A 26173-nucleotide genomic window follows, 5' to 3' on the forward strand; every position below is an offset into this window, starting at 1 on the left:
TTCATTCAGCAGGCTTAAGTCCCTATACTTGCCGCCTTTCTTTCAGACCCCTTCTCAACAGGCACGAGGTGCGTGGTGGATTTCCCTTCCCGTTTTGACGTGATCGTGATCGGTGGCGGTCATGCCGGTACCGAAGCAGCCCTGGCTGCAGCACGCATGGGCGTGAAGACCCTGCTGCTCACCCACAATGTCGAGACCCTTGGCCAGATGAGCTGCAACCCGGCCATCGGTGGGATCGGCAAGAGCCACCTGGTCAAGGAAATCGATGCACTTGGTGGTGCCATGGCCACTGCTACCGACAAGGGTGGCATCCAGTTCCGTATCCTCAACAGCCGCAAGGGCCCAGCCGTTCGTGCTACCCGCGCGCAGGCTGACCGCGTGCTGTACAAGGCTGCGGTGCGCGAGATTCTGGAAAACCAGGCCAACCTGTGGATCTTTCAACAGGCAGCCGATGATCTGATTGTGGAAAACGCTGAGGTCAAAGGCGTGATCACCCAGATGGGCCTCAGGTTCCATGCGGATTCCGTGGTGTTGACCACAGGCACATTCCTCGGCGGACTTATCCACATTGGCCTGCAGAACTATTCCGGTGGTCGTGCGGGAGATCCACCCTCCATCGCCCTGGCACATCGCCTGCGCGAGCTGCCGCTGCGCGTCGGCCGCCTGAAAACCGGTACACCGCCGCGCATTGATGGACGTTCGGTTGATTTCTCGGTGATGACTGAACAGCCAGGCGACACCCCCACGCCGCTGATGTCCTTCCTCGGCAAGCGTGAGCATCAGCCCAAGCAGATCAGCTGCTGGATCACCCATACCAACGCCCGTACCCACGAGATCATTGCCGCCAACCTCGACCGTTCGCCGATGTACTCCGGCGTGATCGAAGGTGTCGGCCCACGCTACTGCCCGTCGATCGAGGACAAGATCCACCGCTTCGCCGACAAGGACAGCCACCAGGTGTTCATCGAGCCGGAAGGCCTGACCACTCACGAGCTGTATCCCAACGGCATCTCCACCTCGCTGCCATTCGACGTGCAATTGGAGGTCGTGCGCAGCATCCGTGGTATGGAAAACGCCCATATCGTGCGCCCTGGCTATGCCATCGAGTACGACTACTTCGATCCGCGCGACCTGAAGTACAGCCTGGAAACCAAGGTTATCGGCGGTCTGTTCTTCGCCGGGCAGATCAACGGCACCACCGGCTACGAAGAGGCCGGTGCGCAGGGCCTGCTGGCGGGCTGCAACGCCGCACTACGCGCACAAGGCAAAGAGGCCTGGTGCCCGCGTCGCGACGAGGCCTACATCGGCGTACTGGTCGACGACCTGATTACCCTGGGCACCCAGGAGCCGTACCGCATGTTCACCTCGCGTGCCGAGTACCGGCTGATTCTGCGTGAGGACAACGCTGACCTGCGCCTGACCGAAAAAGGCCGCGAGCTGGGGCTGATCGACGACGAGCGCTGGGCTGCCTTCGAGGCCAAGCGTGAAGGTATTGCGCAGGAAGAGCAGCGCCTGAAGAGCACCTGGGTACGCCCGGGCACGCCTCAGGGTGATGCGATTGCCGCGCGCTTCGGTACGCCGCTGGCCCACGAATACAACCTGCTCAACCTGTTGGCTCGCCCGGAGATCGACTACGCCACCTTGGTCGAACTGACCGAGGCACCGGCTGTGGATAACCTGGTGGCCGAACAGGTCGAGATCAAGACCAAGTACGCCGGTTACATCGACCGTCAGCAGGAAGAGATCGCCAAGCTGCGCGCCAGTGAGGACACCAAGCTGCCGGAAGACCTGGACTACAGCAGCATCTCCGGGTTGTCCAAGGAGATCCAGTTCAAGCTCGGCAATACCCGCCCCGCCACCCTTGGTCAGGCTGGGCGCATCCCCGGCGTTACCCCGGCAGCCATCTCGCTGTTGCTGATTCATCTGAAGAAGCGCAGCGCTGGGCAGAAACTGGAGCAGAGCGCCTGATGTCGGTCACTCAACGTCACGCCGAAGAACTGCTCCAAGGCGCACGCGAACTGGGTATCGAGCTCAGCGCGTTGCAACAGGAACAACTGCTCGCCTACCTGGGCCTGCTGATCAAGTGGAACAAGGCCTACAACCTTACCGCGGTGCGCGACCCCAACGAGATGGTCTCGCGCCATCTGCTCGACAGCCTGTCGGTAGTCCCCTTCGTGGCCGAACGTGGGGATAACTGGCTTGACGTCGGCAGCGGCGGCGGCATGCCCGGTGTACCGCTGGCGATCATGTTCCCCGAGCGCCGCTTCACCCTGCTCGACTCCAACGGCAAGAAGACTCGTTTTCTGGTGCAGGTGAAGCTGGAGCTGAAACTCGCCAACCTCGAGGTTGTCCACAACCGGGTCGAAGCGTATCGACCGGAGCAGCCTTTCGACGGCATCAGCTCGCGGGCTTTCAGCAGCCTGGAAGATTTCAGCAACTGGACGCGCCACCTTGGCAACGCCGACACGCACTGGCTTGCGATGAAGGGCGTGCACCCGGATGACGAGCTGCAGGCGCTGCCGACGGACTTCCGTCTCAGTGCCACGCACGTGTTGCGGGTTCCCGGTTGCCAAGGCCAACGCCATCTGTTGATACTGCGTCGCTCGGTCTAAGGGGAAAGAAGATGGCCAAGGTATTCGCGATCGCCAATCAGAAAGGCGGCGTGGGCAAAACCACGACGTGCATCAACCTGGCTGCTTCACTGGTAGCGACCAAGCGCCGCGTGCTGCTGATCGACCTCGACCCGCAGGGCAACGCGACCATGGGCAGCGGCATCGACAAGCACGCCCTCGAGCACTCGATCTACGACGTGCTGATCGGCGAATGCGACCTGAGCCAGGCCATGCAGTTTTCCGAGCACGGCGGCTACCAGTTGCTGCCGGCCAACCGCGATCTGACCGCTGCGGAAGTGGCACTGCTGGAAATGAAGATGAAGGAGAGCCGCCTGCGTTATGCCCTGGCGCCGATCCGCGAGAACTACGATTACATCCTCATCGACTGCCCGCCGTCGCTGAACATGCTGACCATCAACGCCCTGGTCGCCGCCGATGGCGTGATCATCCCCATGCAGTGCGAGTATTACGCGCTCGAGGGCTTGTCCGATCTGGTCAACAGCATCCAGCGCATCGCCCAGTTGCTCAATCCCAAGCTGCAGATCGAAGGTCTGCTGCGCACCATGTACGACCCGCGTATCAGCCTGACCAACGACGTCACCGCTCAGCTCAAGGAACACTTCGGCGACAAGCTGTATGACGCCGTGATTCCGCGCAATGTGCGCCTGGCCGAGGCGCCGAGCTTCGGCATGCCGGCGCTGGTCTACGACAAACAATCCCGTGGGGCCATTGCCTACCTGGCTTTGGCCGGCGAGCTGGTGCGCCGTCAGCGCGCCGCCGCGAAAACCGCTACCGCTTAAGGAACATCCGCATGGCTGCGAAGAAACGAGGTCTGGGTCGAGGTCTGGACGCCCTGCTTGGCGGCAACACCGTCAGCGCACTGCAGGAAGAAGCCGCCCAGGTCGACACCCGTGAGCTGCAATACGTGCCGCTGGAGTTGATCCAGCGCGGCAAGTACCAGCCGCGTCGTGACATGGACCAGACTGCGCTGGAAGAACTCGCCGCCTCCATCCGCGCCCAGGGCGTGATGCAACCCATCGTGCTGCGTCCCATCGGTAACGGCCGTTTCGAGATCGTTGCCGGTGAACGCCGTTGGCGGGCCAGCCAACTGGCTGGTCAGGACAAGATCCCGGCCATGGTGCGCGAGCTGCCCGACGAGGCCGCCATCGCCATGGCGCTGATCGAGAACATCCAGCGCGAGGATCTCAATCCGATCGAGGAAGCCGTGGCCCTGCAGCGCCTGCAGCAGGAATTCGAGCTGACCCAGCAACAGGTCGCCGATGCCGTCGGTAAATCCCGCGTCACCATCACCAACCTGCTGCGTCTGATCGCCCTGCCCGAAGAGATCAAGACTCTGCTCGCTCATGGCGATCTGGAAATGGGCCATGCTCGTGCGCTGCTCGGTTTGCCCCTGGAACAGCAGGTCGAAGCGGCGCGACACGTTGTCGCACGCGGCCTCACCGTTCGTCAGACCGAGGCGCTGGTGCGCCAGTGGCTGAGTGCCAAACCGGCCCCGGCCAAGGCCAAGGCCGATCCGGACATCAGCCGCCTGGAACAGAAGCTCGCAGAGCGTCTGGGCTCGCCGGTACAGATCAAGCACGGTAGCAAGGGCAAAGGGCAACTGGTGATCCGTTACAGTTCACTCGACGAATTGCAGGGCGTACTGGCGCACATTCGTTGAAACAATTCAGCCTGTAGTCCTGGTCCACTGCTACTACAGCATGGTTGATCAGGCGTAGGCAGGCCCATATACTCCCCGCGCAATTTTGTCGGCTATGAGCCGAGATTCGGCGGCTTTATGGGAGAGGTCGATGGGCATCCCGAGTAAGGCCCCGTTTCATCGTCAGCCAGGTTTTCCGATCCTGATTTTTCAGGCCATCGTGACGGCTGCAATTGCAGTGGTTTTTGCCATCAGTGGTGGATGGGTTGCGGCCTATTCAGCATTGCTGGGTGGGCTGATTGCCCTGCTGGCCAACGCGTATTTTGCATTCAAGGCCTTTCGTTATTTTGGCGCGCGTTCGGCCCGAGCCATCGTCCAGTCGATCTGGGCCGGGGCCATGGGTAAATGGATTATCACGGCAGTGCTGTTTGCACTGGCGTTCGTAGGGGTTGAACCACTTGCACCGATGCAGCTGTTCATCGGTTATCTGCTGGCCCTGTTGGCAGCAGCTTGTGCGCCCCTACTCATGAAAGTTTTCTGAAGCATTGGACCGTTTGAGGCGTTTATGGCTGATACCCCAGCAGAATATATCCAGCATCACCTGCAGAACCTGGTCTACGGCGCTCATCCGGACAAGGGCTGGATCATTGCCCAGACCCCGGAAGAAGTGAAAGCCATGGGTTTCTGGGCTGTCCATGTGGACACCCTGGGCTGGTCGCTGTTCATGGGCCTGATCTTCGTCACGCTGTTCCGCATTGCTGCCAAGCGTGCCGTTACCGGCGTACCGACGGGCCTGCAGAACATGGCCGAGATGTGCATCGAGTTCGTTGAGGGCATCGTCAAGGACACCTTCCACGGCAAGAACCCACTGGTTGCGCCGCTGGCCCTGACCATCTTCGTCTGGGTGTTCCTGATGAACAGCCTGAAGTGGATCCCGGTCGACTACATTCCTGGCCTGGCGCATGCCATGGGCCTGCCGTACTTCAAGATCGTCCCCACCGCCGACCCTAACGGTACCTTCGGTATCTCCCTGGGCGTGTTCCTGCTGATCATCTTCTACAGCATCAAGGTCAAGGGCATCGGTGGTTTTACCAAGGAACTGTCGTTCACCCCGTTCAATCACTGGGCGCTGATTCCTTTCAACCTGTTCCTGGAAATCATCGGCCTGCTGACCAAGCCGCTGAGCCTGGCCCTACGTCTGTTCGGCAACATGTATGCCGGTGAAGTGGTGTTTATCCTGATCGCGCTGCTGCCCTTCTACGTTCAGTGGGGTCTCAACGTGCCATGGGCTATCTTCCACATCCTGGTCATTCCGCTGCAGGCGTTCATTTTCATGGTGCTGACCGTGGTTTATCTGAGTGCTGCGCACGAAGATCACCACTGATCGGCATCGAAAAACCCGAAAACCCCTAACTCGTAACCTTAACCTCTAAAAACTCTGGAGCTAACTATGGAACTCGTCTACATCGCCGCTGCCATCATGATCGGTCTGGGTGCCCTGGGTACCGGTATCGGCTTCGCCCTGCTGGGCGGCAAGCTGCTGGAATCCACCGCTCGCCAGCCTGAGCTGGGCCCGCAGCTGCAAACCAAGACCTTCCTGATGGCCGGTCTGCTCGACGCCGTTCCGATGATCGGTGTTGGTATCGCGATGTACCTGATCTTCGTTGTCGCGGGTTAAGAGTTCCTGAGTCGAGGCAGCATGATGAGTGCTGCCTCTTCAGGCTTTTCTTCCCTGAACACGAGATAGCACGAGGTAAATCGCTGTGAACATTAACCTGACCCTGTTCGGTCAAACGATTGCCTTCGCTATTTTCGTCTGGTTCTGCATGAAGTTCGTATGGCCGCCGCTGACGCTGGCCATGCAGGAACGCCAGAAGAAAATCGCAGAAGGTCTGGATGCTGCCGGGCGCGCTGAGCGCGATCTGCAGTTGGCCCAGGAACGCGCTGCCCAGATGCTTCGTGAAACCAAAGAGCAAGCTGCCGAGATTCTCGACCGGGCGAACAAGACCGCCAACGCAATCGTCGAAGAAGCCAAGGCCCAGGCCCGCTCCGAAGGTGAAAAGCTGATTGTTGGCGCAAAAGCCGAAATCGATCTGGAAGTGAACCGTGCCAAGGAACAACTGCGTGCACAGGTAGCAGCTCTGGCTGTCACCGGCGCCGAGCAGATCCTGCAGTCCTCCGTGGACGGCGCTGCGCACAACGATCTGGTCGCAAAACTGGCCTCTCAACTCTAAGCGAGGCTCGCGATGATCAATACCAACACGCTCGCTCGGCCCTACGCGAAAGCTGCGTTTGAGTTTGCCAGTGCTGCACAGCAGGCCGATGCCTGGCTGAACATGCTGTCGCTGTCCGCTGCTGCGGTTCAAGCGCCGGCCATGGCTCAGCAGTTGGTCAACCCGGCGTTGACCGATGAGCAGAAAGTCAATGTGCTGGCGCAGCTCTGTGCCGGTCACATCGACGCTTCGTTCAGCAACTTCCTGCACTCGCTGGGTAGCAACGACCGACTGTCGCTGCTGCCGGTAGTACTCGAACAATTCGCTGTGCTGAAGGCTGAAGCCGAACGCGCCCTCGATGTCGAAGTCGAGTCGGCGTTCGAGCTCAGTGCTGAGCAATTGCAAACTCTGGCTGCCGCCCTTTCCAAGCGGCTCGATCGCACCGTCCAGCCCACGCCCGTGGTCAATCCCGCCCTGATCGGCGGCGTTGTCATTCGTGCAGGTGACCTGGTCATCGACGGTTCGGTCCGCGGCAAGCTGAACAAGCTGGCCGAAGCGTTGAAATCCTGATTTGAGGGAACTGGCATGCAGCAATTGAATCCTTCCGAAATTAGCGAAATCATCAAGCAGCGCATTGAGTCGCTTGATGTATCCGCTCAAGCCCGTAATGAAGGCACCATCGTCAGCGTTTCCGACGGTATCGTGCGCATCTACGGCCTCGCCGACGTCATGTACGGTGAGATGATCGAATTCCCTGGTGGCGTGTACGGCATGGCCCTGAACCTGGAGCAAGACTCCGTAGGTGCCGTAGTACTGGGTGGTTACCTGACCCTCGCCGAAGGCATGAGCGCCAAGTGCACCGGTCGCATCCTGGAAGTTCCGGTTGGTCCGGAGCTGCTGGGTCGCGTCGTTGACGCACTGGGCAACCCGATCGATGGCAAAGGCCCGATCAACGCCGCCGCTACTGACGCCGTTGAAAAGGTTGCGCCGGGCGTGATCTGGCGTAAGTCGGTCGACCAGCCGGTGCAGACCGGTTACAAGTCGGTCGATGCCATGATCCCGGTAGGCCGTGGCCAGCGCGAGCTGATCATCGGTGACCGTCAGATCGGTAAGACTGCTCTGGCCGTCGACGCCATCATCAACCAGAAAGACAGCGGCATCCGTTGCGTCTACGTCGCCATTGGTCAGAAGCAATCGACCATCGCCAACGTGGTGCGCAAGCTGGAAGAAGCTGGCGCTCTGGCCAACACCATTGTGGTTGCTGCTTCGGCTTCCGAATCGGCTGCCCTGCAGTTCCTCGCGCCGTACTCCGGTTGCACCATGGGTGAATACTTCCGCGACCGCGGTGAAGATGCCCTGATCGTGTACGACGACCTGTCCAAGCAGGCCGTTGCCTACCGTCAGATCTCCCTGCTGCTGCGCCGTCCGCCAGGCCGTGAAGCCTACCCGGGCGACGTGTTCTATCTCCACAGCCGTCTGCTGGAGCGTGCTTCGCGCGTTTCCGAAGAGTACGTCGAGAAGTTCACCAATGGCGCCGTGAAGGGCAAGACTGGCTCGCTGACCGCCCTGCCGATCATCGAAACCCAGGCGGGTGACGTTTCCGCGTTCGTTCCGACCAACGTGATCTCGATCACCGACGGTCAGATCTTCCTGGAATCGGCCATGTTCAACTCGGGTATCCGTCCGGCCGTCAACGCCGGTATCTCGGTATCCCGTGTCGGTGGCGCGGCTCAGACCAAGATCATCAAGAAGCTCTCCGGTGGTATCCGTACCGCTCTGGCTCAGTACCGTGAACTGGCGGCATTCGCCCAGTTCGCTTCTGACCTGGACGAAGCCACCCGCAAGCAGCTCGAGCATGGTCAGCGCGTAACCGAGCTGATGAAGCAGAAGCAGTATGCGCCGATGTCCATTGCCGAAATGTCGGTGTCCCTGTACGCAGCCGAGCGTGGCTTCCTGCAGGACGTCGAAGTCGCCAAGATCATCAGCTTCGAGCAGGCCCTGATCGCCTTCTTCAAGCGTGATCACGCCGACCTGATGGCGAAGATCAACGAGAAGGGTGACTTCAACGACGAAATCGACGCTGGCCTGAAAGCCGGTATCGAGAAGTTCAAGGCCACCCAAACCTGGTAACCGCAGCGGGGGCTTTGGCCCCCGCCTGCTTGAACCAAAAGGTGTGAAATGGCAGGCGCAAAAGAGATTCGCAGCAAGATTGCGAGCATCAAAAGCACGCAAAAGATCACCAGCGCCATGGAAAAAGTGGCGGTCAGCAAAATGCGCAAGGCTCAACAGCGCATGGCTGCCGGTCGTCCCTATGCTGAGCGTATTCGTCAGGTGATTGGTCACCTGGCCAAGGCGAACCCGGAATACCGCCACTCGTTCATGGTGGAGCGTGATGTAAAGCGCGTCGGTTATATCGTGGTGACCTCGGACCGTGGGCTGTGTGGTGGCTTGAACATCAACCTGTTCAAGGCGCTGCTCAGAAGCCTGAAGGAATGGCGCGACCAGAAGGTCGAGGCTGATTTCTGCGTGGTGGGCAGCAAGGGCGCGAGCTTCTTCCGCAGCAACGGGGGCAACGTGGTTGCCGCTATCAGCAAGCTGGGTGAAGAGCCGTCCATCAACGACCTGATCGGTAGCGTCAAGGTCGTGCTGGATGCCTATGCCGAGGGCCGTATCGATCGTCTGTATCTGGTGTCGAACAAGTTCGTCAACACCATGACGCAGAAGCCGGAAGTGCAGCAGCTGCTGCCGCTGGCCGCGAGCGATGCACAAGGCGTGCAGAAAGGTCTGTGGGACTACGTGTACGAGCCGGACGCCCAGCAATTGCTGGATGCGCTGCTGGTACGCTACGTCGAGTCGCAGGTCTATCAGTCCGTGGTCGAGAACAGCGCGTGCGAACAGGCTGCGCGGATGATCGCGATGAAGAACGCAACCGACAACGCCGGTGAGCTCATCAAAGACCTGCAGCTGGTTTACAACAAGGCACGTCAGGCAGCGATCACCCAGGAAATTTCGGAAATCGTCGGCGGCGCTGCCGCGGTTTAAGAACGGTTCAAATATTCAGAGGAACCAAAGATGAGTAGCGGACGTATCGTTCAAATCATCGGCGCCGTCATCGACGTGGAATTTCCGCGTGACAAGGTGCCGAGTGTTTATGAAGCGCTGAAAGTAGTTGGCGCCGAAACCACCCTGGAAGTTCAGCAGCAGCTGGGCGACGGCGTGGTACGTACCATTGCGATGGGTTCGACCGAAGGCCTCAAGCGTGGCCTGGACGTCAACAGCTCTGGCAAGGCCATCTCCGTACCGGTCGGTAAAGCGACCCTGGGCCGGATCATGGACGTGCTGGGCAACCCGATCGACGAAGCCGGCCCCATCGGTGAAGAAGAGCAGTGGGAAATCCACCGCCCTGCGCCGAGCTATGCCGAACAGGCTGGCTCCAACGAGCTGCTGGAAACCGGCATCAAGGTTATCGACCTGGTCTGCCCGTTCGCCAAGGGCGGTAAAGTCGGTCTGTTCGGTGGTGCCGGTGTCGGCAAGACAGTGAACATGATGGAACTGATCCGTAACATCGCCATCGAGCACAGCGGTTATTCCGTGTTCGCCGGTGTGGGTGAGCGTACTCGTGAGGGTAACGACTTCTACCACGAGATGAAGGACTCCAACGTTCTCGACAAGGTAGCCCTGGTTTACGGTCAGATGAACGAGCCACCAGGCAACCGTCTGCGCGTAGCACTGACCGGCCTGACCATGGCCGAGAAGTTCCGTGACGAAGGTCGTGACGTTCTGCTGTTCGTCGACAACATCTACCGTTACACCCTCGCCGGTACCGAAGTATCCGCACTGCTCGGCCGTATGCCGTCGGCAGTAGGTTACCAGCCGACTCTGGCCGAGGAGATGGGCGTTCTGCAGGAGCGTATTACCTCCACCAAGAAAGGCTCGATCACCTCGATCCAGGCCGTATACGTACCTGCGGACGACCTGACCGACCCGAGCCCGGCGACCACCTTCGCCCACTTGGACGCCACCGTCGTACTGAGCCGTGACATCGCTTCCCTGGGTATCTACCCGGCCGTTGACCCGCTGGACTCCACCAGCCGTCAGCTGGATCCTAACGTGATCGGCCAGGAACACTACGAGACCGCTCGTGGCGTTCAGTATGTTCTGCAGCGCTACAAAGAGCTGAAGGACATCATTGCGATCCTGGGTATGGACGAGCTGTCCGAAGACGACAAGCAGCTGGTATCTCGCGCTCGTAAGATCCAGCGCTTCCTGTCCCAGCCGTTCTTCGTGGCTGAGGTCTTCACCGGTGCCCCGGGCAAGTACGTGTCCCTGAAGGACACCATTGCCGGCTTCAGCGGCATTCTCAAAGGCGACTACGACCACCTGCCGGAACAAGCGTTCTACATGGTAGGCGGCATCGACGAAGCCATCGAGAAAGCCAAGAAACTGTAAGTAACGGGTGCGCCCTCCAGAGGGCGTCCGGGCCGGAGCGGGCAGCAGCCTGATCCGGCCTCTCAACCGAGGCATTGTTATGGCTATGTCAGTCCACTGCGATATCGTCAGTGCGGAAGAAGAGCTGTTCTCGGGGCTGGTGGAAATGGTCATCGCCCACGGTCACCTCGGTGACCTGGGTATCCTGCCGGGCCACACCCCGCTGCTGACCGATCTCAAGCCGGGTCCGGTGCGAGTGATCAAGCAGGGTGGCACCGAGGAGGTGTTTTACATCTCCGGTGGCTTCCTGGAAGTTCAGCCGAGCATGGTGAAGGTTCTTGCCGACACCGCTGTTCGCGCTGGCGACCTGGATGAAGCCGCTGCCATCGAGGCACGCAAGGCTGCCGAGAAGGCGCTGAGCGAAAAGGGCACCGAGTTCGACTACGGCAGTGCTTCGGCACGCCTGGCCGAAGCTGCTGCCCAGCTGCGCACCATCGAAGAGATGCGCAAGAAGTTTGGCGGCCGCAGCCGCTGATCGCGTATCGCGGTATCACGCAAAGGGGCGACTTATGTCGCCCCTTTGCGTTTCTGGCAAAATAATGCTTTTCGTCTGCGGCTCTTTCCCGCCGCCGCCTAATTTTGCCCAGCAAGGAGCTTTCTATGAGTCTGGATATCGTCATTCTGGCCGCCGGCCAGGGCACGCGCATGCGTTCGGCGCTGCCGAAGGTGCTGCATCCGGTCGCCGACAAGCCCATGCTCGGGCATGTCATCGATACTGCACGCAGCTTGCAGCCGCAGAGTATCCAGGTGGTGATCGGCCATGGCGCTGACAAGGTGCGCGAGCGCCTGGCCGCCGACGACCTGAATTTCGTCATCCAGGCCGAGCAGCTCGGCACCGGCCATGCCGTGGCCCAGGCCCTGCCGCAGCTTAGCGCTGATACCGTGCTGATCCTCTATGGCGATGTGCCGTTGATCGAAACCGCTACCTTGCAGCGTCTGCTGGCGCTGGTCAGTGACGATCAACTGGGCCTGCTCACCGTCGAGCTGGCCGATCCGACCGGCTATGGCCGTATCGTGCGCGATGGCAGCGGTGTGGTGCAGTCTATCGTCGAACACAAGGACGCCAGCGCGGCGCAGCGGCAGATTCGTGAGGGCAACACCGGCATCCTCGCCGTTCCGGGCAAGCGCCTGGCTGACTGGCTGGGGCGCCTATCCAACAGCAATGCCCAGGGTGAGTACTACCTGACCGACGTGATCGCCATGGCTGTTGCCGATGGCCTGACCGTGGCCACCGAGCGCGCTGCCGACGAGATGGAAGTGCTCGGCGCCAACGACCGTATCCAGTTGTCCCAGCTTGAATGCCATTACCAGCAGCGAATGGCCCGTCGCCTGATGGCCCAGGGCGTCACCCTGCGCGACCCGCATCGCTTCGACGTGCGTGGTGACGTCAGCGTTGGCCGCGACGTGACCATCGACATCAACGTCATCCTAGAAGGCAAGGTGATCATCGAGGACGATGTGCAGATCGGCCCGAACTGCGTGATCAAGGACTCGGTGCTGCGCAAGGGCGCCATCGTCAAGGCCAACAGCCACCTGGACGGCGCCGAGATGGGCGAGGGCGCCGATTGCGGTCCGTTCGCTCGCCTGCGTCCGGGGACCAAACTGGGTGCCAAGGCCCATGTGGGTAACTTCGTCGAACTGAAGAACGCAGTGTTGGGTGAAGGCGCCAAGGCCGGTCACCTGAGCTACCTGGGTGATGCCGAGATCGGCGCGCGGACCAATATCGGTGCCGGCACCATCACCTGCAACTACGACGGTGCCAACAAATTCCGCACGGTCATGGGCGAGGATGTGTTCATCGGCTCCAACAGCGCGCTGGTGGCGCCGGTGAACCTGGGCGACCGCGCCACCACGGGCGCCGGCTCGGTAGTGACCAGCGATGTGCCGGCCGATATGCTAGCTGTCGGGCGTGCCAAGCAGCGCAATATCGAAGGCTGGAAGCGCCCCACCAAGAAGTGAACCTGATCGGGCCTGGGTGACCGGGCCTGTGTATAACCTGTCGGAGGCAGCTCTGTATGCTCGGCGTGACGGATTATGCCGCCTTCGTGGTGGCCTTCATCATCCTGCTGGCCATTCCCGGGCCGGGTAACCTGGCGTTGATCCTCTCCACCGGCAAGGGCGGGATTCGTGGCGGGCTGGCTTCGACCTTCGGTATCATCTTCGGCGACCAGGTGCTGCTGTGGTTGGCGGTGGCCGGTGTTGCTGCGCTGCTGAAGGCCTATCCGGCGGCCTTCCATGTCGTGCAATGGCTCGGTGCGGCCTACCTGGTCTACCTCGGCCTGCGCATGATTCTGGCCAAGCCGGGGGCGGCGCCGACACTGGAGATCAAGCCGCGCCAGTACCTCTGGCAAACCCTGGTGATCACGGTCTTCAACCCCAAGGCCATCATTTTCTATATGGCCTTCTTCCCGCTGTTCATCGACCCGCAGCGGCATCAGGGACTGACTACGTTCGCTTTCATGGCCGTGACCATCATGGCGCTGACCTTTCTCTACGGCCTTCTTATCGTGCTGCTGACACACTTTCTCGCCGAGCGTATGCGCGCCAACCCGCGTATCGCCCGTGGTCTCGAGAAGTTGGCGGGGCTGTGCCTGGTCGGCTTCGGGGTCAAGCTGACGCTGAACTGACCGGCGGACGCTTGCGGGCTTTTCGATCATATGTTTTGATTCGCGCCGTTATCTTTCGAATCGAAACTTAAGCATGTCGAAGCGCAATACGCCGCAACGTCGTCACACCATTCTTGCCTTGCTCGCCGAGCAGGGCGAGGTGTCGGTGGATGCCCTGGCTCAGCACTTCGCCACCAGCGAAGTGACCATTCGCAAGGACCTTGCCGCCCTGGAAACAAACGGTCTGTTGTTGCGTCGCTATGGCGGTGCGGTGCCGGTGCCGCAGGAACTGATCAGCGAGCCGACGCAGTTCGTTTCCCCGCACAAACAGGCGATTGCCCGCGCTGGGGTGGCACGTATTCGCGAGCACGCACGGATCATCATCGACAGCGGCACCACCACGGCGGCGATGATCCCGCAGCTTGGCTACAAGCCCGGACTGGTGGTGATGACCAACTCGCTGAATGTGGCCAACGCCCTGCGCGAACTCGAACACGAGCCGGTGCTGCTGATGACCGGCGGCACCTGGGATCCGCACTCGGAGTCCTTTCAGGGCCAGGTGGCCGAGCAGGTGCTGCGTTCCTATGACTTCGACCAGTTGTTCATCGGCGCCGACGGCATCGACCTGGAGCGTGGTACCACCACCTTCAACGAGCTGCTCGGTCTGTCGCGAGTCATGGCTGAGGTGGCTCGCGAAGTCATCGTCATGGTCGAGAGTGACAAGATCGGCCGGCGCATTCCCAATCTGGAACTGCCCTGGAGCAGCCTCCACACCCTGATTACCGACGAGCGCCTGGATACCCAGGCCGCCGAACAGATACGCGCGCGTGGCATCCAGCTGATCCTCGCGCCGCTGGAAAACTAAGGAGAGCCCCATGTGTGGAATCGTAGGCGCCATCGCCGAGCGCAATATCACCCCTGTACTGGTCGAAGGCCTCAAGCGCCTGGAATACCGCGGTTACGACAGCGCCGGTGTAGCGCTGCTGACCGAGCAGGGTGGACTGGATCGCCGTCGCCGGGTCGGCAAGGTCAGCGAACTGCAGGCCGCGCTGGACGCCGAGCCGCTGGCCGGGCGTCTTGGCATCGCCCACACTCGCTGGGCCACCCACGGTGCGCCGAGCGAGCGTAATGCTCACCCACACTTCTCCGGCCAGGATCTGGCCGTGGTGCACAACGGCATCATCGAGAACCACGAAGCGCTGCGTGAGCGTCTCAAGGGCCTGGGCTACGTCTTCAGCTCAGACACCGACACCGAAACCATCGTCCACCTGCTCGATCACAAGCTGCAGCAGTTCGGCGACCTCGCGGCCGCGCTCAAGGCTGCCATCCCGGAACTGCACGGCGCTTACGGCCTGGCCGTGATCAGTGCCAAACAGCCGGATCGTCTGCTCGCTGCGCGCAGTGGCAGCCCGCTGGTGATCGGTATCGGTCTGGGGGAAAACTTCCTCGCCTCCGACCAGTTGGCCCTGCGCCAGGTCACTGACCGTTTCATGTACCTGGAAGAAGGCGATATCGCCGAAATCCGCCGCGACGGCGTGCAGATCTGGGACGCGAGTGGCAATCCGGTGCAGCGCGAAGCCGTGCAGTACCACGAAGGTGCCGAAGCCGCCGACAAGGGCGAGTACCGCCACTTCATGCTCAAGGAAATCCACGAGCAACCGAAGGTGGTGCAACGCACCCTGGAAGGCCGACTGGGCAGCGACCACGTGCTGGTGCAGGCCTTCGGCCCGCAGGCGGCCGAGCTGTTTGCCAAGGTCAAGAACGTGCAGATCGTCGCCTGCGGTACCAGCTACCACGCTGGTATGGTCGCCCGTTACTGGTTGGAAGAGCTGGCTGGCATTCCCTGCCAGGTCGAGGTGGCCAGCGAATTCCGTTACCGCAAGGTGGTAGTGCAGCCGGACACCCTGTTCGTCAGCGTCTCGCAGTCCGGCGAAACCGCCGACACTTTGGCCGCGTTGCGTAATGCCAAGGAGAAGGCGCCGGGGCAGGGCGGCTACCTGGCCAGCCTGGTGATCTGTAACGTCGGCACCAGCTCGCTGGTACGCGAATCCGACCTGTGCCTGCTGACCCAGGCCGGCCCGGAAATCGGCGTGGCTTCGACCAAGGCCTTCACTACCCAGCTGGTCGGCCTGATGCTGCTGACCCTGTCCCTCGGCCAGGTGCACGGCACCCTGGACAAGGCGCTGGAAGCGCAACTGGTAGACGAACTGCGTCGCCTGCCGACCCGTCTGGGCGAAGCCCTGGCCATGGACAAGACCGTGGAGAAAATCTCCGAACTGTTCGCCGAGAAGCACCACAGCCTGTTCCTCGGCCGTGGCGCGCAATATCCGGTGGCCATGGAAGGGGCACTCAAGCTCAAGGAAATCTCCTACATCCACGCCGAGGCGTACCCGGCTGGTGAGCTCAAGCACGGCCCGCTGGCGTTGGTCGACGCCGATATGCCGGTGGTGACCGTGGCGCCTAACAACGAGCTGCTGGAAAAGCTCAAATCCAACCTGCAGGAAGTGCGTGCGCGTGGTGGCGAGCTGATCGTCTTCGCCGACCAGCAGGCTGGCATGAGCAACGGCGAGGGCACTCATGTGGTGGCAATGCCGCATATCCATGACCTGCTAGCGCCGATCCTCTACACCGTGCCGCTGCAACTGCTGTCGTACTACGTCGCCGTGCTCAAGGGCACCGACGTCGACCAGCCGCGTAATTTGGCCAAGAGCGTGACAGTCGAATGAAGCGTGAGGACGTGATCAAGCGGTTGGCCGATGGCGTGGTGTTCCACACCCAGGTCATGGTCAACCCGGCCAATACCAGCGAATGGATCGTGTTCTTCAACAAGGATGCGGGGCGCAGCTTCTTTCTGGTGGACGCTGCCGAGCAGGTGCAGACCTTTACCAGTCTGGATGCGTTGATGGTTGAGCTGCGTGGCTTGGGTATCAAACGGGTGGAAGTACAGCTCTGAGCAGTTGCTCACAGTTGGCGTGGATCAATCTGTGGATATCCTCGTGACAGTTGGCTGAAGCCCTTGAAAATAGGGCTCTACAGCCAGTTGTACAGAAAGTGCTCGCCAGCTTGCCCACTATCCACAGGGTGATTGGATAAGTCGCTTCCTATCCTGTTGATAAGGCTCTGAAAGCCTCACGCAGAAAGGCTTTCAGCGCTTTGTACGGTTTATCGCCAGGGTTCAGGCACTGCCGGGGCGGTAGAGGTGCCGATGCGCTGCGTCATACAGCGCAGATTCCGCGAAGGCGCCTGGATCGAGCACGCGGCCGACCAGGATCAGCGCAGTGCGGCGGAAGTCCTTGGCGGCGACCCTCTCTTCGATATCGCTCAGTGTGCCCAGCACCCAGTCCTGATCCGGCCAGCTCGCTCTGTGGATAACCGCGATGGGGCAGTCGGCGCCATAGTGCGGCAGTAGTTCTTCGACGATGGCCGGTAGATGGCGCACACCGAGGTGGATGGCCAGGGTTGCGCGGTGTCGCGCCAGGTCGTGCAGTTGCTCGCCCTCGGGCATCGGCGAGGTGGTGCCGTAGCGGGTGAGGATCACCGTCTGAGCAATGCCGGGTAGGGTCAGCTCGGATCCCAGCAACGCCGCACAGGCAGCGGTGGCGGTAACGCCGGGAATGATCTCGAAGGGAATGCCGAGCGTGCGCAGTTCGCGAATCTGTTCGCCAATGGCGCCGTATAGCGACGGGTCGCCCGAGTGCACGCGGGCCACGTCCAGGCCGCGCTTATGGGCCTCCTGCAGCAGTGTGATGATTTCGCCCAGGTGCAGCTCGGCGGTGTTGACTACCTGCTCGGCGCTGTGACCCTGCAGCACGGCTTCGGGCACCAGCGAGCCGGCATAGAGAATCACCGGGCAGCTGTGGATAAGTCGCTGGCCCTTGACGGTGATCAGTTCAGGATCGCCGGGGCCGGCGCCGATAAAGTAGACGGTCATGCAGGTTCTCTATCGAAGGTGGCCAGTGCACAGGTAGCGCTGGCGCTGCGGGTTTTCTCTACGAGCAGGCAGGGCGATGTGCCCAGGCGCGCTGCCAATGCCAAGGCACAAGGCTCCGCTACGGCGGGACTGCCTGTGGCTGCTTGAGTCAATGCACTGCCGGTGGTCATGGCTTGATAGATGCTCAGTTGCTCGGGTGCGAAGAACACCAGCTCCAGAGCTAGGTGCTCGGCCAGGCCGTGCAGGCCGGCTTCGTCGCGCTTGTGAGCGATGCTGGCCAGGGCGGCGAGGTTGTTCACCGTCAACTCATGCAAAGCCAGGCTGTGGATAAGCAGGTCGAGCAGCTCGTCCTGGCTGCAGCCACGGCGGCACCCCAACCCGGCGACGACCAGTGTCGTTGAGGCGGATAGGCGATCTGAGGGGGGCGGCAACATGAGTGATGTTCGGGCTGTGCGGTGGCGTAGCTCATCATGGCGCCTGCCAACGGTCAACCGCGATTGACCGGCCGCTGCGGCCTGCGTAGCCTTCTCGCTTTCGAGGTTCTTCCCGGCATGGCGCCGGGGAGCTAAGAGGGAACAGGGTCGATGCCCTGGCTGCCCCCGCAACTGTAAACGGTTATGCCCTTCGTTAGACCACTGCCAACCGGCGGGAAGGTGAAGGGATGCGCGTAGCGCAAGCCGTGAGCCAGGAGACCTGCCTCGACTGACTAGCCACTTGCTCGGACGGGGTGATCCGACGCGGCCAGCACGCCCTTGCGTGCTCGCCTGCGCGTACCCGTCCGCCGAACTTAATGACGCCACGGGGCCCTCCATGAAAACCCTCGCCAAACTGCCTGTCACCATCGTCACCGGTTTTCTCGGTGCCGGCAAAACCACGCTGCTGCGCCATCTGCTGGCCAACGCTGGCGGTCGTCGTATCGCGGTGATCGTCAACGAGTTCGGCGAGCTTGGCATCGATGGCGAAATCCTCAAGCAATGCTCCATCGGCTGCAGCGAGGAAGAAGCCAACGGCCGCGTTTTCGAGCTGGCCAACGGCTGCCTGTGCTGCACCGTGCAGGAGGAGTTCTTCCCGGTGATGCGCGAGTTGGTAGCGCGCCGTGGCGATCTCGAGCATATCCTCATCGAGACCAGTGGCCTGGCGCTGCCCAAGCCGCTGGTGCAGGCCTTCAACTGGCCGGAAATCCGCAATGCCTGCACGGTCGATGCGGTAATCACCGTGGTCGACAGCCCGGCAGTGATCGCCGGCACCTTCGCTGCCTTCCCCGATCAGGTGGATGAACAGCGCAAGCTCGACCCCAACCTCGACCACGAATCGCCGCTGCACGAGCTGTTCGCCGACCAGCTGGCCAGCGCCGACCTGGTAATCCTCAACAAGGCCGACCTGCTCGACGCCGAGGCGCTGGCCGCGGTGCGCGCCGAAGTGGCCGAGGAATTGCCACCAGCGGTCAAAGTGATCGAGGCGCACGGCGGCGAACTGCCGCTGGACGTGCTGCTGGGCCTGAACAGCGAAACCGAGCTGCATATCGAAAATCGCCGCACCCATCACGACGATGAAGACGACGACCACGATCACGAGGAATTCGACTCGTTCCACGTGGAACTACCGGAAACAGAGGAGCCGCGCCTGCTCGCCGCACTGAAAGACGCTGTGGCCAAGTACGGCATCCTGCGCGTGAAAGGCTTCGCAGCGATCCCTGGAAAACCTATGCGCTTGCTGGTGCAGGGCGTCGGTCAGCGTTTCGACCGCCACTTCGACCGCGCCTGGCAGGCCGACGAGCCGCGCCTGAGCCGCCTGGTGGTGATCGGCCAGCAGCTCGACCGCGCGGCCATCGAGGCCGAACTGAAAGCCGCGCTGGCCTGATAAAGAGCGTAGGGCGTACTCGATCGTAGGGCGGACTCAGGAGCGAAGCGAACAGTCCGCCGGATAACATTGGTGTACTGCTTCGCGAGTACACCCTACGGCGCTAAGACCAATCGCGGCTAAAGCCCCTCCCACAGAACGAATATGCATTTACTGCGCACCCAACCCGGCGCCCAACTGCCGGCCGACAGCATCGCCGACCTTGGCCAGACGCCTGCCGAGCTGGTGCTGCTGTGCACGGGGGATTCGCATCTGTCGTTGCTGGCTGAAGCCGCCCGGCAACTGCCGGACGACTACCCCAGCCTGCGCCTGGCCAGCCCGGCGCAACTGAGCAACAACGCCTCGGTGGATTATTACGTCGAGCAGGTGCTGCAGCATGCCAAGGTCATCCTGATCTCCGTGCATGGCGGGGTGAGCTACTGGCGCTATGGGGTGGAGCGCCTGGTGGAACTGGGCGCGCGTGGTGCCACGGTGATCATGGTGCCGGGCGACGACAAACCCGACCCGGAGCTGAATGCCCTCGGCAACGTCGCCGAGGAAGACAGCCAGCGCCTCTGGCAGTACCTGCGTCAGGGCGGGCTGGACAACGCCCGCCAGTTGTTCCACTGCATCGGTAGCCGCTGGCTGGGGCGCGACGATGCCTGGCAGGAGCCGCAACCGCTGCCGCGCGTTGGCCTCTATCATCCGCAGCGTAGCCCGGCGGCGCTGGCTGACTGGCAGGCGCAGTGGCAACCGGATGCGCCCGTGGTGGCGCTGCTGTTCTACCGCAACCACGTACAGTCGGCGAACACCGCCTTCGTCGATACCTTCTGCACGCACCTGATCGCCCGGGGCCTAAACCCGCTGCCGATTGCGGTGGCCAGCCTCAAGGAATCAGCCTGCCTGGATCAGGTGCAGGCCTGGCTGGACGAAACCAGCGCCGCGCTGATCATCAATACCACCGGCTTTGCTCTGTCCAACCCCGAGGCGCCGCAGGCGCGGGTGTTCCGCCGTGACATCCCGGTTGTACAGGCCATCTGTTCGCTGGATAACCAGGCGCAGTGGCAGGCCAGCGCCCAAGGTCTGGGTTCGCGTGACCTGGCCATGCATGTGGTGTTGCCCGAGCTGGATGGCCGGCTGATCGGCACTGCCATCAGCTTCAAGGGCCTGGCCTGGCGCAGCGAGCGCAGCCAGAGCGATGTGGTGTGCTACCAGGCGCACGAGCCGGGTATGGCCTATGTCGCCGAATTGGCGGGTAACTGGTGTCAGTTGGCGATCAAAAGCAACGATCAGAAGCGAATCGGCCTGATTCTGGCCAACTACCCGACCCGTGATGGCCGCATCGGCAACGGCGTCGGCCTGGATACACCGGCCGCCGCGCTGAATATCCTGCAGGCGCTGCAACAGCAGGGCTATCCGGTGGATAACCTGCCGGAGAGCGGTACCGAACTTGTCCACAGCCTGCTCGGTGGCGTCACCAACGATCTCGATGGGCTGGATACACGGCCCTGTGCGCAGAGCCTGGCACTGGATGACTATCTGGCGTTTTTCCACAGCCTGCCGGCGGCCAATCAGCAGGCGGTGCGCGAGCGCTGGGGCGAGCCGCAGGACGACCCGATGTTCCGCAGTGGGCGGATGATGGTCGCCGGCCTGCGTTTCGGCCTGACCTTCGTCGGCATCCAGCCGGCACGCGGTTATCAGCTCGACCCGGCGGCGGTGTACCACGACCCGGATCTGGTGCCGCCGCACGGCTATATCGCCTTCTACGCCTGGCTACGCACGGTCTTCGCCGCCGATGCGCTGATCCACGTCGGCAAGCACGGCAATCTGGAATGGCTGCCGGGCAAGAGCGTTGGCCTGTCCGAGGGCTGCTGGCCGCAGGCGCTGATCGGCCCGCTGCCTAACGTCTACCCGTTTATCGTCAACGATCCGGGCGAGGGCGCGCAGGCCAAGCGTCGCACCCAGGCAGTGATCATCGACCACCTGATGCCGCCACTGACTCGTGCCGAAAGCTACGGCCCGCTGCGCGATCTGGAGCGTCTGGCTGACGAATACTATGACGCCAGCCAGCTCGACCTGCGCCGCGCCGTGGAGCTGCGCGGTGAGATTCTGAGCAAGGTGCGCGAGGCCAGCCTCGACCGCGAGCTGGGCCTGCAACTCAATGATGACGACGACAGTTGGTTGCCGCAGCTCGACGCCTACCTGTGCGACCTCAAGGAATCGCAGATCCGCGATGGCCTGCATGTGTTCGGCGAGTCGCCGGCTGGGCAACTGCGCCGCGATACCCTGCTGGCGCTGCTGCGCATTCCCCGTGGTGATGGCCAGGGCGCCAATGCCAGCTTGCTGCGGGCGCTGGCCCATGGCCTGGCGCTGGGCCTCGACCCGCTCGACTGCGACATGGGCCAACCCTGGGATGGGCTGCGTCCACAGGCGCTTCAGGCTGTGGATAACAGCCTGTGGCGCACCGTGGGTGATACCCGCGAGCGCCTGGAGCTGCTGGCATTGAGATTGATCGAGCAGCGTCTGGCGGGCGAGCGTATCGACGCTTTTGGCGCCGAGGTGGCGTTGATCCTCGACGGCTTGGCCGAGCATATCGCACCGCTGCTCGATGCCTGCGGCGACGCCGAAATGGGCGGCCTGCTGGCGGCGTTGGAGGGGCGTTTCGTGCCCGCCGGGCCGAGCGGCGCACCCAGTCGCGGGCGCCTCGATGTGCTGCCCACAGGGCGCAACTTTTTCACCGTCGACGTGCGCCACCTGCCCACGCCGACTGCCTGGCGCCTCGGCGTGCAGGCGGCGGATCGCCTGCTGGAGCGCCATCTGCAGGACGAAGGCGACCACCTGCGCCAGCTCGGCTTGTCGGTGTGGGGCACGGCGACCATGCGCACCAGCGGTGACGATATCGCCCAGGCCCTGGCACTGATGGGCGTGCGACCGGTATGGCAGCCGGGCAGTCAGCGCGTCGAGCGTTTCGAGGTGTTGCCGCTGGAACACCTCGGTCGCCCACGGGTCGACGTCACCCTGCGCGTGTCGGGCTTCTTCCGCGATGCTTTCAGCAACCTGATCCGCCTGTTCGACGAGGCCGTGCAGGCGGTGATCGAACTGGACGAACCGGAAGACATGAACCCGCTGTCGGCGCGGGTCTGGCGCGAGTCGCTGGCGCTCAAGGACAGCGGCCTGGATGAAGCCGAAGCGCGGCGTCAGGCCGGCTGGCGGGTGTTCGGCGCCAAACCGGGCGCCTATGGCGCCGGGGTGCAGAACGCCATCGAGGAGCGCCTGTGGCAGAGCCGCGCGGATCTGGCCGAGGTGTATCTGAACTGGGGCGGCTATGCCTACGGCAGCGGCGCCGAGGGCGCACCCGCGCGGCAGCGCTTCGTCGAGCGCCTGGAGCAGATGCAGGCGGTGCTGCACAACCAGGACAACCGCGAGCACGACATTCTTGATTCCAACGACTATTACCAGTTCCAGGGCGGCATGCTGGCGGCGGTGGAAACCCTGCGCGGGCTCAAGGTGGCCAGCTACTTCGGCGACAACAGCCAGCCGGATACGCCGCGCATCCGCAGCCTCAAGGAAGAACTCAATCGCGTGGTGCGTGCCCGCGCCGCCAACCCCAAATGGATCGAGGGCATGAAGCGCCACGGCTACAAGGGCGCCTTCGAGCTGGCCGCAACCATCGACTACCTGTTCGCCTTCGACGCCACCAGCGAGCTGGTCGACGACCACCAGTACGCGCTGCTCACTGATGCCTACCTGCTCGACAAAGACACCCGCGACTTTATTCAGCAACACAACCCTGGCGCGCTCAACGATATCCTCGAACGCCTGCTGGAAGCCCAGCAGCGCGGCCTGTGGGAGAATCCTGGCGAATACCGAGAGGCGCTGGAAAATCTGCTGCTCGATAGCGAAGAATCATGAAACGACGCGCACCCGTAGGGTGGGTTAGCCGCCTGTTGCAATGCATAGGTTTCTCTCCGAAGCGGGTGCGGCGTAACCCACCAGTGATGCCACGCGATATATCGCCTGGTGGGTTACGCGGCGCGCTACGCTCCTACGTGGCTGCACGATCAACGTTCTGCGCCGCTAACCCACCCGGTTGCGATGCACTCACTGTGGGAGGCGCTTTAGCGGCGACAGGCTCGCGGCTAAAGCGCCTCCCACAACAGCCTGGTGCGACCCTTCACCTCCACGGATCACAGCCATGACCGAACATCACTTCCCCCTCGCCGCCGTGGTCGGCGCCGATTCGCTGAAGCTGGCGCTGTGCCTGGCGGCCATCGATCCGGCCATCGGCGGTGTGTTGATCGAGGGGCCGCGCGGTATGGCCAAGTCGACACTGGCGCGTGGTCTGGCCGACCTGCTCGATGGCGGGTGCTTCGTCACTCTGCCGCTGGGGGCGAGCGAGGAGCGCATCGTCGGTACCCTGGATCTGGACGCGGCGCTGGGTGAGGGCCGGGCGCAGTTTTCCCCCGGCCTGCTGGCCCGTGCCGATGGCGGCGTGCTGTATGTCGATGAGGTCAATCTGCTGCCGGATCATCTGGTCGATCTGCTGCTCGATGCCGCTGCCAGCGGCGTCAACCATGTCGAGCGTGATGGCATCTCCCATCGGCATGCCGCACGCTTCGTGCTGATCGGCACTATGAACGCCGAGGAGGGCGAGCTGCGCCCGCAACTGCTCGACCGCTTCGGCCTCAACCTGGCCCTCGAGGGTCAGCCGCTACCGACCGAACGTGCCGAGATTGTCCGTCGCCGCCTGGCGTTCGATGCCGACCCTGCTGCCTTCCTGCAGCGCTGGCAAACCGAGCAGGCTGCCCTCGCGGCCCGTTGCCAGAATGCCCGCCAGTGCCTGGCCGATATCCCACTGGATGATGCGGCGCTGGGTGAGATCAGCCAGCGCTGCTTCGCCGCCGGCGTCGATGGCCTGCGTGCCGACCTAGTCTGGCTGCGCGCCGCCCGTGCCCATGCGGCCTGGCGTGGCGCGACGGGTATCGAGCCTGTGGATATCGAGGCGGTGGAAGACTTCGTACTGCGTCACCGTCGCCGTCAGCAGCAACAGCCGGCTGCCACGCCGTCCGAGCAGGGCCAGACGCCGCAGCAGGCGCAGGAACAGAGCCAGGGCGAAGGTCAGTGGGGTGAGCTGCCGGCGCAGCCACAGGCCATGGGTGAGCGACGCGTACCGCCGCGCTGGCCAAAAAAGCCCTGAGCATCCGCCCGCGCACAGCCACAGGCGCGGATGCCCGTAACCGGCCTGGACGACTCGGCGGTGGACTGCGTGGCGCCGTACGTAGCGGCGTGGCCGGTCGTATCGACTGGGCGGCGACTCTGCGCCAGGGCCTACCGCAACGCCGCGAAGAGCTGGTGTTGCGCCCGCGCAGCCAGCAGGCCGACGCGCTGTGGCTGGTGCTGGTGGATGCCTCCGCCTCGACCCGTCGCCACGGTGCCTTGAGCCGAGCCAAAGGCGTGCTCGCCGAAGTCTTCGACAGCGCCTACCGCCAGCGTGCGCGCCTGGCCGTATTGCAAGCCGGTGGCCGCGAAGCGCAATGGCTGTGGCAGGGGCGCAAGGCCAGTGCCGAGCTGCACCGCTGGTTGCAGGAACTGGGCGCCGGTGGCGGTACGCCGCTGCTCGATGCGCTGAATCAGGCGGGTGACTGGCTGTTGCGTCGGCAACGAGCGAAGCCGAGCGAACGCCAGCGCCTGCTGATTCTCACCGATGGCCGCCTGCGTGATCTGCCGCCAATGGCGCCCTTGCCATGCCCAACCCTGCTGCTCGATACCGAGCGCACGCCCATCCGCCTGGGCCGCGCCCGCCAGTTGGCGCAGGCGCTGCAGGCCGACTACCACCATATCGACGACCTGGCGCCCGGCGTGCCAGGGCGCACCTGGAGAACCCCATGAAAACCCTGCTGCTGGTCGGCATCGGCGCCGGCGACCCGGACTACATCACCTACCAGGCGATCAAGGCGCTGCGCCGCAGCGACGTGATATTTCTGATGGACAAGGGCGCGGCCAAGCACAAGCTCAACGCCCTACGCCGTGAAATCTGCGCGCGCTTTTTGGGCGGCCACACGCCGCGCTTCGCCGAAGGCCTGCAGCCGGAGCGCGAACGCGAGGCGGCCGACTACCGCGCCAGCGTCGACGAGCTCAACCGCGACAAGCAGGCGGTGTTCGAGCAACTGATTGACGAGCAGATGGCTGATGGCGAGACGGCGGCCTTTATGGTCTGGGGCGACCCGTCGCTGTACGACAGCAGCATCCGCATCATCGAGGCCATGGCGGCGCGGCGCAGCGACTTCGTTTATGACGTGATCCCCGGCATCACTAGCCTGCAGGCGCTGACTGCGCGTCACCGCATCCCGCTCAACAGCATTGGCCGCGCCGTGGAAATCACCACCGGCCGCCTGCTCGCCGAAGGCTGGCCGCAAGGCGTAGACAGCGTGGCGGTGATGCTCGACGCCAAGGACACCTACCGCCGCTTCGTCGGTCAGGGCCTGCATATCTACTGGGGCGCCTACGTCGGCACTGCCGATGAAATCCTGATCGCCGGGCTGTTGGATGAGGTGGCTGAGCGCATCGTCACCACTCGCGCCGAGGCGCGCGAGCGCAATGGCTGGATCATGGATAGCTATCTGCTACGCAAGGAAGGGTCAGCGGGGCAATGAAGCGTTGGGGCTGTAGGCAAGAGGAATCCTGTCCGCCCTGCATGCTTGTTTCGACGTTTCTTGTTCATGGCCGAAATCATCTCGGTTGAGCTTTCAATCAGACTCAAAGGCAAATTTTCCGACTCAAACGCATAAACGAGTAGCGCTGGGCAAGGCGCTTCGCGGGGCGCT

25 protein-coding genes and 1 riboswitch are annotated in these 26173 nt (G+C 62.7%); of the genes, 23 read left to right on the forward strand and 2 right to left on the reverse strand.

What is annotated here, in order from left to right; genetic code table 11:
• Positions 1-75: 75 nt before the first annotated feature.
• The 18 genes from mnmG to ACNFCJ_RS02535 all read left to right on the forward strand — a co-directional run bounded on the left by mnmG (position 76) and on the right by ACNFCJ_RS02535 (position 16532).
• Positions 76-1968, forward strand: coding sequence for a tRNA uridine-5-carboxymethylaminomethyl(34) synthesis enzyme MnmG (mnmG, locus tag ACNFCJ_RS02450; RefSeq protein ID WP_416769620.1), 1893 nt, complete (start codon positions 76-78; stop codon positions 1966-1968).
• Entirely contained in the window at positions 1965-2612 is a 648-nt protein-coding gene (gene rsmG / locus ACNFCJ_RS02455) for a 16S rRNA (guanine(527)-N(7))-methyltransferase RsmG (RefSeq protein WP_256834277.1), read from the forward strand. Before mnmG ends, rsmG begins: the two co-directional genes overlap by 4 nt.
• 11 nt (positions 2613-2623) lie before the next feature.
• Positions 2624-3412: a ParA family protein gene (locus ACNFCJ_RS02460; protein ID WP_108235089.1), complete on the forward strand. Its 789-nt coding sequence runs from the start codon at positions 2624-2626 to the stop codon at positions 3410-3412.
• Between the two features lie 11 nt (positions 3413-3423).
• Entirely contained in the window at positions 3424-4293 is an 870-nt protein-coding gene (locus tag ACNFCJ_RS02465) for a ParB/RepB/Spo0J family partition protein (protein ID WP_143505832.1), read from the forward strand.
• Positions 4294-4423: 130 nt separating this feature from the next.
• The gene (locus ACNFCJ_RS02470; RefSeq protein ID WP_084341357.1) at positions 4424-4813 is read left to right on the forward strand and encodes a F0F1 ATP synthase subunit I; all 390 of its coding nucleotides are present in this window, start codon (positions 4424-4426) and stop codon (positions 4811-4813) included.
• A gap of 24 nt (positions 4814-4837) precedes the next feature.
• Complete coding sequence (gene atpB / locus ACNFCJ_RS02475; protein ID WP_179574975.1) at positions 4838-5656, forward strand: F0F1 ATP synthase subunit A; 819 nt, start codon at positions 4838-4840, stop codon at positions 5654-5656.
• Positions 5657-5722: 66 nt separating this feature from the next.
• On the forward strand, positions 5723-5950 hold the full coding sequence (gene atpE, locus ACNFCJ_RS02480; RefSeq protein WP_003241387.1) for a F0F1 ATP synthase subunit C: 228 nt from the start codon (positions 5723-5725) through the stop codon (positions 5948-5950).
• Between the two features lie 85 nt (positions 5951-6035).
• On the forward strand, positions 6036-6506 hold the full coding sequence (locus tag ACNFCJ_RS02485; protein ID WP_021487439.1) for a F0F1 ATP synthase subunit B: 471 nt from the start codon (positions 6036-6038) through the stop codon (positions 6504-6506).
• Positions 6507-6518: 12 nt separating this feature from the next.
• Positions 6519-7055, forward strand: a complete 537-nt coding sequence (locus tag ACNFCJ_RS02490; protein ID WP_099525061.1) for a F0F1 ATP synthase subunit delta — start codon at positions 6519-6521, stop codon at positions 7053-7055.
• Positions 7056-7070: 15 nt separating this feature from the next.
• Complete coding sequence (gene atpA, locus ACNFCJ_RS02495) at positions 7071-8615, forward strand: F0F1 ATP synthase subunit alpha (RefSeq protein ID WP_021487437.1); 1545 nt, start codon at positions 7071-7073, stop codon at positions 8613-8615.
• 48 nt (positions 8616-8663) lie between these two features.
• Positions 8664-9527, forward strand: coding sequence for a F0F1 ATP synthase subunit gamma (atpG, locus tag ACNFCJ_RS02500; protein ID WP_072425164.1), 864 nt, complete (start codon positions 8664-8666; stop codon positions 9525-9527).
• A gap of 30 nt (positions 9528-9557) precedes the next feature.
• Complete coding sequence (gene atpD, locus ACNFCJ_RS02505; RefSeq protein WP_064493638.1) at positions 9558-10934, forward strand: F0F1 ATP synthase subunit beta; 1377 nt, start codon at positions 9558-9560, stop codon at positions 10932-10934.
• Positions 10935-11013: 79 nt separating this feature from the next.
• Positions 11014-11448 (forward strand): F0F1 ATP synthase subunit epsilon, encoded by a 435-nt coding sequence (locus ACNFCJ_RS02510; RefSeq protein WP_017676260.1) that lies wholly within the window; start codon positions 11014-11016, stop codon positions 11446-11448.
• Between the two features lie 125 nt (positions 11449-11573).
• Complete coding sequence (gene glmU / locus ACNFCJ_RS02515; protein ID WP_416769628.1) at positions 11574-12932, forward strand: bifunctional UDP-N-acetylglucosamine diphosphorylase/glucosamine-1-phosphate N-acetyltransferase GlmU; 1359 nt, start codon at positions 11574-11576, stop codon at positions 12930-12932.
• 56 nt (positions 12933-12988) lie between these two features.
• Complete coding sequence (locus ACNFCJ_RS02520) at positions 12989-13600, forward strand: LysE family transporter (protein WP_179574972.1); 612 nt, start codon at positions 12989-12991, stop codon at positions 13598-13600.
• Positions 13601-13673: 73 nt separating this feature from the next.
• Positions 13674-14444, forward strand: coding sequence for a DeoR/GlpR family DNA-binding transcription regulator (locus ACNFCJ_RS02525; protein ID WP_416769630.1), 771 nt, complete (start codon positions 13674-13676; stop codon positions 14442-14444).
• A gap of 10 nt (positions 14445-14454) precedes the next feature.
• Entirely contained in the window at positions 14455-16305 is a 1851-nt protein-coding gene (gene glmS, locus ACNFCJ_RS02530; RefSeq protein WP_416769632.1) for a glutamine--fructose-6-phosphate transaminase (isomerizing), read from the forward strand.
• Positions 16302-16532 (forward strand): hypothetical protein, encoded by a 231-nt coding sequence (locus ACNFCJ_RS02535; RefSeq protein WP_104729428.1) that lies wholly within the window; start codon positions 16302-16304, stop codon positions 16530-16532. Before glmS ends, ACNFCJ_RS02535 begins: the two co-directional genes overlap by 4 nt.
• A gap of 222 nt (positions 16533-16754) precedes the next feature.
• Here ACNFCJ_RS02535 and cobM read toward each other — a convergent pair whose 3' ends face one another.
• Both cobM and ACNFCJ_RS02545 read right to left on the reverse strand, forming a co-directional pair.
• Positions 16755-17510, reverse strand: a complete 756-nt coding sequence (gene cobM / locus ACNFCJ_RS02540) for a precorrin-4 C(11)-methyltransferase (protein ID WP_416769634.1) — start codon at positions 17508-17510, stop codon at positions 16755-16757.
• Entirely contained in the window at positions 17507-17944 is a 438-nt protein-coding gene (locus ACNFCJ_RS02545) for a cobalamin biosynthesis protein (protein ID WP_416769636.1), read from the reverse strand. Before ACNFCJ_RS02545 ends, cobM begins: the two co-directional genes overlap by 4 nt.
• A gap of 86 nt (positions 17945-18030) precedes the next feature.
• Positions 18031-18226: riboswitch (cobalamin riboswitch) on the forward strand.
• Positions 18227-18320: 94 nt separating this feature from the next.
• Between ACNFCJ_RS02545 and cobW the strand changes: the two genes are divergently transcribed.
• The 5 genes from cobW to cobF all read left to right on the forward strand — a co-directional run bounded on the left by cobW (position 18321) and on the right by cobF (position 26002).
• Positions 18321-19370 carry a cobalamin biosynthesis protein CobW gene (gene cobW, locus ACNFCJ_RS02550; protein WP_416769637.1) on the forward strand — a complete coding sequence of 350 codons (1050 nt, stop codon included), beginning with the start codon at positions 18321-18323 and terminating at the stop codon, positions 19368-19370.
• Between the two features lie 144 nt (positions 19371-19514).
• Positions 19515-23261, forward strand: a complete 3747-nt coding sequence (gene cobN / locus ACNFCJ_RS02555; protein WP_416769639.1) for a cobaltochelatase subunit CobN — start codon at positions 19515-19517, stop codon at positions 23259-23261.
• Between the two features lie 283 nt (positions 23262-23544).
• Complete coding sequence (locus ACNFCJ_RS02560) at positions 23545-24546, forward strand: ATP-binding protein (protein WP_416769640.1); 1002 nt, start codon at positions 23545-23547, stop codon at positions 24544-24546.
• Complete coding sequence (locus tag ACNFCJ_RS02565; protein WP_416769823.1) at positions 24528-25238, forward strand: vWA domain-containing protein; 711 nt, start codon at positions 24528-24530, stop codon at positions 25236-25238. The genes ACNFCJ_RS02560 and ACNFCJ_RS02565 overlap by 19 nt, the downstream gene beginning before the upstream one ends.
• Complete coding sequence (gene cobF / locus ACNFCJ_RS02570; protein WP_416769641.1) at positions 25235-26002, forward strand: precorrin-6A synthase (deacetylating); 768 nt, start codon at positions 25235-25237, stop codon at positions 26000-26002. Before ACNFCJ_RS02565 ends, cobF begins: the two co-directional genes overlap by 4 nt.
• The last annotated feature ends 171 nt before the right edge of the window (positions 26003-26173 follow it).

Source organism: Pseudomonas sp. NY15364 (assembly GCF_048068235.1).
Taxonomy (GTDB): Bacteria; Pseudomonadota; Gammaproteobacteria; order Pseudomonadales; family Pseudomonadaceae; genus Aquipseudomonas; species Aquipseudomonas mendocina_D.